Source organism: Mycobacterium sp. PTI7 (assembly GCF_056679845.1).
In genome coordinates this window covers 3,245,916-3,257,805 of the sequence record NZ_CM155252.1, presented here as the reverse complement: position 1 = coordinate 3,257,805, position 11,890 = coordinate 3,245,916, and the positions used below count along the sequence as shown (strand labels likewise).

The 11,890-nt window shown below is 69.2% G+C and carries 12 protein-coding genes; 8 read left to right on the top strand and 4 right to left on the bottom strand.

Features of this window, described 5'->3' with window-relative positions; genetic code table 11:
- Positions 1-22: 22 nt before the first annotated feature.
- From AC1MEY_RS15580 to AC1MEY_RS15570, 3 genes are read left to right on the top strand one after another with little or no spacing between them, the layout of a single operon-like run.
- Positions 23-1,168 (top strand): thiolase family protein, encoded by a 1,146-nt coding sequence (locus tag AC1MEY_RS15580; protein ID WP_480226396.1) that lies wholly within the window; start codon positions 23-25, stop codon positions 1,166-1,168.
- Positions 1,165-1,968: a crotonase/enoyl-CoA hydratase family protein gene (locus AC1MEY_RS15575; RefSeq protein WP_480226395.1), complete on the top strand. Its 804-nt coding sequence runs from the start codon at positions 1,165-1,167 to the stop codon at positions 1,966-1,968. The genes AC1MEY_RS15580 and AC1MEY_RS15575 overlap by 4 nt, the downstream gene beginning before the upstream one ends.
- Before the next feature lie 12 nt (positions 1,969-1,980).
- Positions 1,981-3,123: an acyl-CoA dehydrogenase family protein gene (locus tag AC1MEY_RS15570; RefSeq protein ID WP_480226394.1), complete on the top strand. Its 1,143-nt coding sequence runs from the start codon at positions 1,981-1,983 to the stop codon at positions 3,121-3,123.
- Between the two features lie 84 nt (positions 3,124-3,207).
- Here AC1MEY_RS15570 and AC1MEY_RS15565 read toward each other — a convergent pair whose 3' ends face one another.
- A complete protein-coding gene (locus AC1MEY_RS15565; RefSeq protein WP_480226393.1) occupies positions 3,208-3,933 on the bottom strand; it encodes a fasciclin domain-containing protein in 726 nt (241 codons plus the stop codon).
- Between the two features lie 133 nt (positions 3,934-4,066).
- Positions 4,067-5,344, bottom strand: a complete 1,278-nt coding sequence (locus AC1MEY_RS15560) for an MFS transporter (RefSeq protein ID WP_480226392.1) — start codon at positions 5,342-5,344, stop codon at positions 4,067-4,069.
- A gap of 81 nt (positions 5,345-5,425) precedes the next feature.
- Here AC1MEY_RS15560 and AC1MEY_RS15555 point away from each other — a divergent pair, with 81 nt between their 5' ends.
- Complete coding sequence (locus tag AC1MEY_RS15555; RefSeq protein WP_480226391.1) at positions 5,426-6,388, top strand: GlxA family transcriptional regulator; 963 nt, start codon at positions 5,426-5,428, stop codon at positions 6,386-6,388.
- Between the two features lie 35 nt (positions 6,389-6,423).
- Entirely contained in the window at positions 6,424-6,942 is a 519-nt protein-coding gene (locus AC1MEY_RS15550) for a gamma carbonic anhydrase family protein (protein ID WP_480226390.1), read from the top strand.
- A 10-nt stretch (positions 6,943-6,952) separates the two neighbouring features.
- Here AC1MEY_RS15550 and AC1MEY_RS15545 read toward each other — a convergent pair whose 3' ends face one another.
- Entirely contained in the window at positions 6,953-7,984 is a 1,032-nt protein-coding gene (locus AC1MEY_RS15545) for an aldo/keto reductase (RefSeq protein WP_480226389.1), read from the bottom strand.
- 88 nt (positions 7,985-8,072) lie between these two features.
- On the opposite strand from AC1MEY_RS15545, the gene AC1MEY_RS15540 reads away from it, so the two are divergent.
- The 3 genes from AC1MEY_RS15540 to AC1MEY_RS15530 are packed head-to-tail and all read left to right on the top strand — an operon-like array spanning position 8,073 to position 10,568.
- Positions 8,073-8,726 carry a TetR/AcrR family transcriptional regulator gene (locus AC1MEY_RS15540; protein ID WP_480226388.1) on the top strand — a complete coding sequence of 218 codons (654 nt, stop codon included), beginning with the start codon at positions 8,073-8,075 and terminating at the stop codon, positions 8,724-8,726.
- Entirely contained in the window at positions 8,723-9,862 is a 1,140-nt protein-coding gene (locus tag AC1MEY_RS15535; protein WP_480226387.1) for an NAD(P)H-binding protein, read from the top strand. The genes AC1MEY_RS15540 and AC1MEY_RS15535 overlap by 4 nt, the downstream gene beginning before the upstream one ends.
- Before the next feature lie 4 nt (positions 9,863-9,866).
- A complete protein-coding gene (locus tag AC1MEY_RS15530; protein ID WP_480226386.1) occupies positions 9,867-10,568 on the top strand; it encodes a CPBP family intramembrane glutamic endopeptidase in 702 nt (233 codons plus the stop codon).
- A gap of 3 nt (positions 10,569-10,571) precedes the next feature.
- Here AC1MEY_RS15530 and tet(V) read toward each other — a convergent pair whose 3' ends face one another.
- The gene (tet(V), locus tag AC1MEY_RS15525) at positions 10,572-11,837 is read right to left on the bottom strand and encodes a tetracycline efflux MFS transporter Tet(V) (protein ID WP_480226385.1); all 1,266 of its coding nucleotides are present in this window, start codon (positions 11,835-11,837) and stop codon (positions 10,572-10,574) included.
- Positions 11,838-11,890: the final 53 nt, after the last annotated feature.

Sequence of the window (11,890 nt, the reverse complement as noted above, 5' to 3'; positions counted from 1 at the left end):
ACACTTCGAAGGAGAAGTCCTCATGGCTGAAGCCGTCATCGTCGAGGCCGTCCGATCGCCCGTCGGGAAGCGCAACGGCGGTCTGTCCGGGGTGCACCCGGGTGAACTCTCGGCGCAGGTCCTCAACGGTCTGGTGCAGCGCGCCGGCGTCGACCCCGCGCTCGTCGACGACGTCATCTGGGGCTGTGTCATGCAGGCCGGCGAGCAGGCCCTCGACATCGCCCGCACCGCGGTGCTCGCTGCGGGTTGGCCCGAGAGCGTCCCCGGCGTGACCGTCGACCGGCAGTGCGGCTCGAGCCAGCAGTCGGTGCACTTCGCCGGCGCAGGCGTGGTGGCCGGCCACTACGACGTGGTGGTCGCCGGCGGTGTCGAGTCGATGTCGCGCACCCCGATGGGCGCCTCGCTCGCCAACGGCGGGCACCCCTACCCGGAGGCCTTCCGCAGCCGCTACAGCCAGACCCCGAACCAGGGCACCGGCGCCGAGATGATCGCCGAGCAGTGGGGCCTCGACCGCACCGCCCTCGACCAGTTCTCCCTCAGCTCGCACGAGAAGGCCGCGGCCGCGCAGGACGCCGGTGCGTTCGACGATCAGATCGTCGGCATCAAGGACCAGGACGGCAACGTGGTGCTCAAGGACGAGGGCATCCGTCGCGGCGGCACCATCGAGAAGATGGCCGGAATCAAGCCGGCGTTCAAGGAGGACGGTGTCATCCACGCGGGCAACGCCTCTCAGATCTCCGACGGCTCGGCCGCGCTGCTGTTCATGTCCGCGGAGAAGGCCAAGGAACTGGGTCTCAAGCCGCTGGCCAAGGTGCACACCGCGGTGCTGGCCGGATCCGACCCGGTGATCATGCTGACCGCGCCGATCCCCGCCACCCAGAAGGCGCTCAAGCGCTCGGGTCTGTCGCTCGACGAGATCGGCGTGTTCGAGGTCAACGAGGCCTTCGCACCCGTTCCGCTCGCGTGGCTCAAGGACATCGGCGCCGACGAGAAGAAGCTCAACCCCAACGGTGGCGCGATCGCCCTCGGTCACCCGCTGGGTGGCTCGGGTGCCCGCATCATGACGACGATGCTTTACCACATGCGGGACAACAACATTCAGTACGGCCTGCAGACCATGTGCGAGGGTGGCGGCCAGGCAAACGCCACCATTCTCGAGCTGCTGTGACGGCCGAGACCGAGACGGCGGCACCCGGCGCGCTCACCGAGCGCCGGGGCAACGTCCTACTGATCACGCTGAACCGGCCCGATGCGCGCAACGCGGTCAACGCGTCGGTGAGCATCGCGGTCGGCGACGCCCTGCACGAGGCCCAGCACGATCCCGAGGTGCGCGCCGTCGTCATCACCGGTGCCGGCCAAACATTTTGCGCCGGAGCCGATCTCAAGGCGATCTCGCGGCGGGAGAACCTCTACCACCCCGAGCACGGAGAGTGGGGCTTCGCCGGTTACGTGCAGCACGTCATCGACAAGCCGACCATCGCGGCCGTCAACGGCACCGCGCTGGGCGGCGGCACCGAACTGGCCTTGGCCAGCGATCTGGTGGTGGCCGAGGAACGCACGATGTTCGGCCTGCCCGAGGTGAAGCGCGGTCTCATTGCCGCGGCCGGCGGCGTGTTCCGCATCGTCGACCAGCTGCCGCGCAAGGTCGCGATGGAGCTGATGTTCACCGGCGAGCCGATGTCGTCGGCCGACGCGCTGCGGTGGGGCCTGATCAACCAGGTCGTGCCCGACGGCACCGTGGTGGACGCCGCACTGGCACTGGCCGAACGAATCACGGTCAATGCGCCGCTGGCCGTGTGGGCGAGCAAGCGGGTGGCCCAGGGCGTCGACGACGGCGTCATCACCGGCGAGCGCGACGGCTGGAACCGGACCATGCGCGAGATGGGCGGCGTGCTGCGCTCGGAGGACGCGAAGGAAGGACCGCGGGCCTTCGCCGAGAAGCGCCAGCCGGTCTGGAAAGCCAAGTAGGAGAGGGACACCGTGAAGAGACTGGTCTTCGAAGAAGAGCACGAGCAGCTGCGGCAGACCGCGCGTCAGTTCCTGGAGAAGGAGTGCGCGCCGTACGCCGAGAAGTGGGACGCGGATCGGCTCGTCGATCGCGAATCCTACGTCGCCGCAGGCAAATACGGCCTGATCGGCTTCAACCTGCCGGAGAAGTTCGGCGGCGGCGGTGTCGACGACTTCCGGTTCAACGCCGTGATCGTGGAGGAGTTCGCCCGCTACGGCGCGGCCACTCCTGGGCTGAGCCTGCAGAACGACATCGTGGGGCCCTATTTCGCCAACCTCGCCAACGAGGAGCAGCAGGCCCGGTGGCTGCCGGGCTACATCACCGGTGAACTCATCGGCGCCGTGGCGATGACCGAGCCGGGCGCGGGCAGCGACCTGGCGGGCATCAAGACCACGGCGGTGCGCGACGGCGACGACTGGATCCTGAACGGATCCAAGACCTTCATCTCCGCGGGGATCAACTCCGACCTCGTCGTCGTGGTCGCCCGCACCAATCCCGACGCCGGCCACAAGGGCTTCTCGCTGCTGGTCGTCGAGCGCGACATGCCGGGCTTCACCCGCGGCCGCAAGCTCGACAAGATGGGGCTGCACTTCGCCGACACCGCCGAACTGCACTTTGAGAACGTGCGGGTGCCCGGCGCGAATCTGCTCGGCGAGGAAGGCAAGGGCTTCTACCACCTGATGACGAACCTGCCGTCCGAGCGTCTGTCGATCGGCATCGCGGCGATCGCGGGTGCCCGCGCCACATTCGACGACACGCTGCAGTACGTGAAGGACCGCAAGGCGTTCGGCAAGCCGATCGGCAGCTTCCAGCACAGCCGCTTCGTGATGGCCGAGCTGGACACCGAACTCGAGATCGGCGAGCAGTACATCGACCGTTGCCTGCGCGCCGTGGTCGATGGCGAGCTGACGGCCGTGCAGGCCTCGAAGGCCAAGTGGTGGTGCACGGAGTTGAACAAGCGGGTCGTCGACGCGTGCGTGCAGCTGCACGGCGGGTACGGCTACATGAACGAGTACAAGGTGGCCCGCGACTACGTCGACGTGCGGATCCAGACGATCTACGGCGGCACGACCGAGATCATGAAGGAGATCATCGGCAAGGACCTCGGCCTCTAGCCGCACCGGCTAGGGGTCGGACACACGAAAGCGGCTCGGGACAATGACGTCCCGAGCCGCTTTTGCGTGCTGTGCCGTGTGGTGTCAGCCGGCCGGTGCGGGTGACGGCGTGGTGCTGCTGGTGCTGGTCCGCGGCTTCGGCGCCTCGCCGGTGTTGCTGAACGACGTCTGCGGGGTGACCGCAGCAGGCGGCGCGGCCGGGTCGAGCACGGTGTCGACGATGTAGATGCGGGCATCGCGCGCGGAGATGCCGCCGCAGATCACCTTGGAACTGTCGTTGACCGTGATGTCGCCGTCCTTGCCGGTCACCTTCAGCTCCTCACCCTGCTGGGTGGGCCGCTGGCCGGCGACGTCGCCGGGATTCAGCAGACCGAGGAACACGTGGTAGTAGTCCAGCTTGGTCAGCGCGGCGGGATCGGTCTTCAGCGACTCGAGCTGCGCGGGGTCCAGCTTGGCGAACGCGTCGTTGCTCGGCGCGAACACGACGTACGGGCCGTTCTCCAGGACGGGAACGATGTTGACCTCGGGGTTGAGCCCACCCGAGATCGCCGAGTAGAAGGTGCTCAGCGACGGGATCTTCGCGATGACCTCGCCGACGGGCTGCTTCGCGAGGTCGGCGAGCGTGGTGCCCGCGGCGGTGACCTCGGCGCGCACCGGATCGCAGTTGCCCTGCGGCTCGGCCGGCGGCTTCTCCGGGGTCGTGGTGGGCGTGGTGGGCTCGGCCTGGGCGCTGATCGCCATGGGCAGCGACACCGAGAGTGCGGCGATGGCCGCCGCCATCCCCAGGGCCTTGCTGGATCGGGTCTTCACGTTCGGCTCCTCGATTGGTGCGATGCGTCATCGTCGGTTGGGGCGAAAGATTGCATCCCCCGACGCTTCGCCACCCGAATGGTAAGTGAACCGCGAGGTCATCCGCCAAATCGCAGTGATCTGGAACACACCGTCAGCACGGCGTTGCGGGCGCCTTCCGCACTGCCAGGCACAGCAGCGCTGCAACCGCGCACAGTCCTGCCGCCACGTAGAACGCGAGGTCGTAGTCGCCGCGTAGGTCCCGTATCCAGCCGGCGCCAGCGGCAGCCACCGCCGCCCCGATCTGGTGGGAGGCGAACACCCAGCCGAAGACGATGGGAGCGCGCGCTCCGAAGTAGTTGCGGCACAGCACGATCGTCGGCGGCACGGTCGCCACCCAGTCGAGACCGTAGAAGATGATGAACACCCAGGTGCCCGGCGCGGCGTGCGGTGATAGCAGCGAGGGCAACAGGAGCAGCGATACGCCGCGTCCGGCGTAGTAGACGACGAGCAGCAGGCGCGGGTCGACGCGGTCAGTCAGCCACCCCGAGAAAATCGTGCCCGCGACGTCCAGCACGCCGATCGCGGCCAGCAGTCCGGCCGCGACGGTGGTGGGCATGCCGTGGTCGTTGGCCGCCGGGATGAAGTGCGTGCCGATCAGCCCGTTGGTGGTCATGCCGCAGATCGCGAAGCTGCCGGCCAGCAGCCAGAACGCGGGGACGCGGGCGCCGAGCAGCAGCCCGTCGAACGCGGCGCGGAAGGTGCCGGTGGGGACCACGGCCGGCGTCGTCGCAGCGGTCGCGCCGTAGGCCGTCAATCCCTTGTCCGCGGGGTGATTGCGCATGAAGAGCAGCACGAGCGGGACGACGGCCAGTGCTGCGGCAGCGACGATCAACGAAGCCCATCGCCACCCGTGCCGCGTGGTCACCTCGGCGACCAGCGGAAGGAAGACGAGCTGACCCGTCGCGCCCGCCGCCGTGAGGACGCCCGTGACCAGGCCGCGGCGCTGCTCGAACCAGCGCGTCGCGATCGTGGCGACGAAGCCCATCGAGATCGATCCGGTGCCGACGCCGACCAGGACGCCCCAGAACAGCACCAGCTGCCAGCTCGCCGTCATCGTCACCGACAGCGCGGACCCCGCGGCGATGAGCACCAACGCCGCCGTCACGACCGGTCGAACGCCGAGGCGGTCCATGAGCGCGGCGGCGAACGGCGCGGTGAGGCCGAACAGCGTCATGTTGACCGACATCGCGAGGCCCACCGTGCCGTGCGACCAGCCGAATTCATCGTGCAGCGGCATCATCATCACGCCGGGCACCGAGCGGAAGCCCGCGGCGCCGAGGATCGCCACGAAACCGACGGCGGCCACCACCCAGGCCCAATGGAAACACGGAGTCCGCACGGAGCCCTCGACGGGGTCGGTGATCGTCACGAATACACGGTGGCCGGTCCCGAGCCGCAGCGCTAGTGGCATGAATGCCATTAGTCGTCGATAACGTGCCACACTGGTCGGGTGCACCGCCCGCATCGCGTCGCCGTCCTGCTGCTGCCACCCGTCGTCGGCTTCGACGCCGCGATCCCCTCGATGCTGTTCGGCGCCGCCGAGGACCACCGCGGGCCGCTCTACGACGTGACGGTGTGCGGTCTGAGCCGTGCGCCCGTCCATGGCGCCAACGGGTTCGACGTGGTCCCCGCCGCGGGGCCGGAGGCCCTGGCGGATGCCGACACGGTCATCGTCCCCGGCACCCGCTACGCGCCCGCCCGCGTCGACGGCACCCTCGACGCGGACGTGGCGGCAGCGCTGTCGTCCATCCGCCCCGGGGCCCGGGTGGTCTCCATCTGCACCGGCACCTTCGTACTGGCCGCCGCCGGTCTGCTCGACGGTCGGACGGTTGCGACGCACTGGAGGTTCGCCGACGATCTGCGAGGGCTGTACCCCGCCGTGACCGTCGACGAGAACGTCCTGTTCGTCGACGACGGCGACGTGCTGACCTCAGCCGGACTGGCCGCTGGGATCGACCTCTGTCTGCACCTCGTCCGGTCCGACCACGGCTCGGCGGTCGCGAACGCCGTCGCCCGGTACTGCGTGGTGCCCCCGTGGCGCGAGGGCGGTCAGGCGCAGTTCATCGACCGTCACGTGCCACCCGTCGACGACGCCTCCACCACCGAGACCCGGCAGTGGGCGCTGCACCACCTCGACGAGGACCTGTCGGTGGAACGGCTGGCCCGTCACGCCAACACCAGCTTGCGGACCTTCAACCGCCGCTTCCGGGACGAGACCGGGCAGGCGCCTGGAACGTGGGTGCGCAACCGGCGCCTCGACATGGCCCGCGAGCTCCTCGAGTCGCGCGACCTGTCGGTCGACGAGGTGGCGAGGTTGTCCGGTCTCGGCACCGGCGCGAACCTCCGCCACCACCTGCGCCGTGGCGTCGGCATGTCGCCAACCGGCTACCGCAGGGTGTTCCAGGGCTCCTAGCCGCGTGGGCCCGCCCGGTGCCTACGATGGCGGCCATGCCAGAACCCCTGATCATCACCGTCGGCGGTCACGTCCCGCAGTTGCACGACGAGTCCTGGATCGCGGCGAACGCCGCCGTGATCGGCCGCGTCACGCTCGCCGCGAAGGCCAGCGTCTGGTTCAGCGCGACGCTGCGCGCCGAGTTCGAGCCCATCGAGATCGGCGAGGGCAGCAACGTCCAGGACGGCGCCACCATCCACGTCGACCCGGGCTTCCCCGCGACGATCGGATCGGGGGTCAGCATCGGCCACAACGCGGTGCTGCACGGCTGCACCGTCGAGGACGACTGCCTGATCGGGATGGGTGCGATCGTGCTCAATGGTGCCGTGATCGGCGCCGGCTCGCTGGTCGCGGCCGGCGCCGTGGTGCCCCAGGGTGCGGTCATCCCGCCGCGGTCGCTCGTCGCCGGTGTGCCGGGGAAGGTGAAGCGCGAACTCGGCGACGCCGAGGTCGACCACAACAGGCTCAACGCCGCCGCCTACCAGCACCTCATCGAGCTGCACCGACCCGCTTGAGCGACCGGCCTCAACCGTCGATCGGGGGGTTGAGCCGCGCGAAACCCTCCTGCCGGTAATACGGAAAGTAGGGGTAGGGCGCGTCGATTGCGCTGACGGCGTGCAACCGGGCCAGCTGCTCCTCCGTCAGCCGCCATCCCACGGCACCCAGGTTGTCGGCGAGTTGGCGCTCGTCGCGCGCACCGATGATGACCGACGCCACCGTAGGGCGGGCCAGCAGCCAGTTCAGCGCGATCTGCGGCACGGACTTGCCGGTCTCCGCTGCGATCTCGTCCAATACGTCCACGACGGCGTACAGCCGCTCGTCGGTCACCGGCGGTCCGGCATCGACGGTGGTGTGCAGCCGGCTGCGCTCGGGAAGAGGTGCGCCGCGCCGGATCATGCCGGTGAGCCGCCCCCAGCCCAGGGGACTCCACACGATCGCTCCGACTCCTTCGGCAGCCGCCAAGGGCATGAGTTCCCACTCGTAGTCCCTGCCGAGCAGCGAGTAATACACCTGATGTGCCACGTACCGGGGTCGGCGACCGGCGTCGGCAAGTGCCAGCGACTTCATCAAATGCCAACCCGCGAAGTTCGATGCCCCGACGTAACGGACCTTGCCCTGCGCCACGAGCACGTCCAGTGTCTGCAGCACCTCCTCGATCGGCGTGCGGGCGTCGTACCCGTGCAACTGGAACAGATCGATGCGGTCGGTCCCTAGGCGTCGCAGGGCGTTCTCCACGGCGCCGATCAGCCTGCTGCGCGAGGTGCCCCACTCGAGCGGACCCATCGGCAGTCCGGCCTTGGTCGAGATGACGACCTCATCGCGACGACCGCGCAGCGCGGCGCCGAGTATCTCCTCCGAGGCCCCGTCGGAGTACACGTCGGCGGTGTCGAAGAGGGTCACCCCCGCCTCGAGGCACGCGTCCACGATGCGCCGCGCACCGTCCACGTCGGTGTCACCCCATGCTCCGAAGAATGCGCCGGCACCGCCGAAGGTAGCGGCGCCGAACGCCAACTCCGAGACCTGCAGGCCCGAGTCGCCTACGCGTCGATACTCCATGATCACTCCTAATCGGGACGAAATTATCGTTAGTGTCCCACTCCGACAACTGCCCATGGTGGGAATCCATTCCCGTTAAGGTGGCGGAATGGCGACGCCCCGCACGGGTCGGCCCGGCGGGCGTACCGCGGCCGTGCGACGGGCCGTCCTCGGCGCGGCCGCTGACCTCCTGAGCGAAACCGGTTTGGGTGGGCTCGAGATGACGGCCGTCGCCGACCGGGCGGGCGTTGGCAGGTCAACCGTCTATCGAAGGTGGGGCACGGTCGCGGCACTGGTCGCCGACCTCATCCACGACATGGTGGAGACCTCGGTGCCGCGGGCGGACACGGGATCCCTGCGGGGCGATCTGCTCGCCAACGCAGATCTGGTGCGACGCACGTTGTCCGAGACGCGTAGCAGCTCGTTGTTCGCCGCGATCGTCGCCGCGGCGACCTTCGACGCCAACACTGCAGGTGCGCTGGCAGCGTTCTACGAAGCCCGCATCGCCGAATGGTCCACGTGTGTCGACGACGGTGTCCGGCGCGGCGAGGCACCACCCGACACCGACGCCCGAGCGGTGATCCACGCCGTGTCCGCGCCGCTGTACTACAAGTGGTTGATCGTCCGGACGCCTCTGACCGGGCGCGATGCCGACCTCGCCGCCGACGCAGCACTCGCGGGTGTTGCCGCCGGCGTGTTCGCCCTGCGAAGCGCACCACACCACGGTTCCCCGGGAGCCCTCCCGGGTACAGCCGTACCGTGAATCGGATGCGAGTGCTCGTCACGGGTGCCACCGGATATGTCGGGTCCCGCTTGGTGACCGAGCTGATCGGAGAGGGCCACGACGTCGTGGTCGCCAGCCGCAACCTCGAGAAGCTCGGCCGGTTCGGGTGGATGGACGACGTGATCCCGGTGTACCTCGACGCCGGTGACGCCGATTCCGCGGCCAGCGCGTTCAGCGTGGCCGGCCCCATCGACGTCGTCTACTACCTCGTCCACGCCATCGGACAGCCGGGCTTCCGCGAGGCCGACAACCAGGCCGCCGCCAACGTCGCCGAGGCCGCCAAGGCAGCGGGCGTGCGCCGCATCGTCTACCTCGGCGGATTCGTCCCGGGCGACGGCAACCTCTCCGAGCACCTCGCGAGCCGAGCCGAGGTCGCTGAGGCCCTCACCATCGACGGCGGACCGGACGTGGTCTGGATCGGCGCCGCGATCATCATCGGCGCGGGATCGACGTCGTTCGAGATGATCCGGTACGTCAGCGACCGGTTCCTCGTCATCCCGATGCCGGAGTGGGCCGAGAACGTCATCGACCCCATCTCCATCCGCGACGTGCTGTACTACCTCGTCGCGGCCGCCGACGGCGACCGCGTCCCGCCGGGCTCCTACGACATCACCGGCGCCGACAGCCTCACCTACGGCGAACTGCTGATGCTCTACTCGCGCACCGCGGGGGAGTGGCGGGCTCCAATTCCCGTGCGCGGCATCGACACCAAGCTGGTGTCGATGGTGACCGGCGTGATCCTGCCCGTCCCAGGCGGATTGGCCGCCGACCTCGTCCAGTCGCTCGACCACCCGATGCAGGCGACGAAACTCGGGATCCGCGACCTCGTGCCCGATCCGCCCGGCGGGCTGCTCACCACCGCAGATGCGGTCAAGCGTTCGCTCAGCGGTCGGCGTGCCCGCCCGGTCAACGGTCTCGACGACGTGCACCACCTCGCCGACACCGATCCGCAGTGGGCCGGCGGCGACACGCTCCGCCTGCGTCGCGTCGCGAACTCGTTGACGCCCAACTTCATCCGTCCTGCGCTCGGCCTGATCGGTGTGGTGCCAGGGCCCGTCGCCGGTGCGGTCCGCACCGGCGTCGACCACCTGCTCGGACTCACGGGGAGAAGCTAGACGCATGAATGTCTTCGGCGAATTCGGGTCGATCGTCAGCTCCAAGGCCGATCTGCACGACGAGAACCCCGGCACCGTGCGGCGCCGCCGCATCGTGGTGGTCGTGGTGCTCGTCATCGGGGCGGTGCTGCTCGGCTTCTCGCTCACCCGGACACCGGGCGACACGTCGTTCTACTGGTTGACCCTCGCCCTGGCGGGCGTGTGGGCACTCGGAGCCCGGCTGTCGGGCCCGGTGCACATGGGCCACGTCAGCTTTCGCGGCAAGAGCCGGCGGCCGATCATCACGGGCACCATCATCGGACTCGCGCTCGGCGCGGCCTTCATCGTCGGCGGCCTCGTCACCCGCGAGATCCCACCGGTGCGCGACTACATCGTCCAGGTGCTCGAGTACGCCACCTACGGACCGCTGGTGCTCGTCACGTTCATCACGCTCATCAACGGTCTCGCCGAGGAGATGTTCTTCCGCGGCGCGCTGTACGGCGCGCTGCCGCACAAGTACAAGCCGATGCTCGTCTCCACCGTCATCTACGCGATCGCCGTGTCCGCGGCGGGCAACCCGATGCTCGGCTTCGCCGGTCTCATCCTCGGTTTCGTGTGCGCCTACGAACGCCGAATGACCGGCGGCATCCTCGCCCCCATGCTGACCCACTTCTTCTGGGGCCTGGTCATGGTGCTCGCACTGCCGCCGATCTTCGGCGTCTCGTAGGCACTACCGCAGCGGGTTGTCCACCTCGTCGCGCCACATGCGCGCGGCGAGGACGGCGACGATCGCGCACAGCGGCGGCACGATGCCGGCCGCCGCGAAGATCGTCTCCATCGACACGACCTTCGACAGCGGGCCGACGATCGCGAACGACACCGGCATGAACGCCAGGGACACGAAGAAGTCCAGACTGGACACGCGGCCCAGCATCTCCCGCGGGACCCGGCGCTGCAGCAGCGTCCCCCAGATCACCATTCCCGCACCGTCGGTCACGCCGATGACGAACGTGGCGGCCGCCATCAGCGGGAACGACGACGTGGCGCCGACGATGACCAGCGGAACCGAACCGAGGCCCCACATCGTCATCATCACCGACAGATAGCGCCGCGGGAGCCGCAGCGACGACACCGTCAGCGCGCCCAGGGCACTACCGACGCCGAAGAACGCCAGGATGAACCCGTACGCCCGCGCGCCATCGGCGAACCGGTCGGCGGCGATGAACGGCAGCAGCACCTCGATGGGGCCGAGCACCATCAGCACGAACGTGCTCGCGAAGAGCAACGTCCACAGCAGCCACGGTGTCCGCACCATGAACGCGACGCCGTCCCGCAGGTCGCGCAGCACGTGTGGCCGCTCGGCCGACTCCGCGGCCCGAACCGGCGGCCGCGTGGCGATCAGCAGCGTCAGGCCAACGGCGAACAGCGCCGCGACGACGTAGGCGCCGACCGCCGGGAACGTCGCACCCACCAGTACACCGGCGAGGGCCGGCCCGACGGCGCGCTGGAACACCGGCCGCACGACGCCCTCGACGCCGTTGGCGGCCAGCAGGTGTTCGGCGGGCAGGATCCGCGGCAGCAATGCGCTGTACGCGGGAAAGAAGAACGCCGCCGCGATGCCCAGCGTGCCCGCCGCCACCGCCATGTGCCAGATCCGTAGCACGCCAACCGAACCCAGCACCGCCGCCGTCGTCACGACGAAGACGTTCACGGTCTCGACGGCGATGATGATCGCACGCTGATCGATGCGATCGGCCGCGATGCCACCGACGAGGACGAAGGCCACCAGGCCCGCGCCCAGGCACGTGGCGACGATCGACAGCGACGTGGGATCGTCGTCGAGCGCCATGACCTGCAGTGCCATCACCACCGCCCACATGCCCTCGGCGAAGATCGACAGGGACACGGCGATGATCAGCAGGCGGTACTCGCGGAACCGGAACGGTGCGAGCACGCGCCAGCCACTCACCGGCCGGGTGTCGAATTGCGTACTCACACAGCAGATGGTCGCGTACCGAGGCGCCCCCAGTCGAACGATTTATCGCGCCG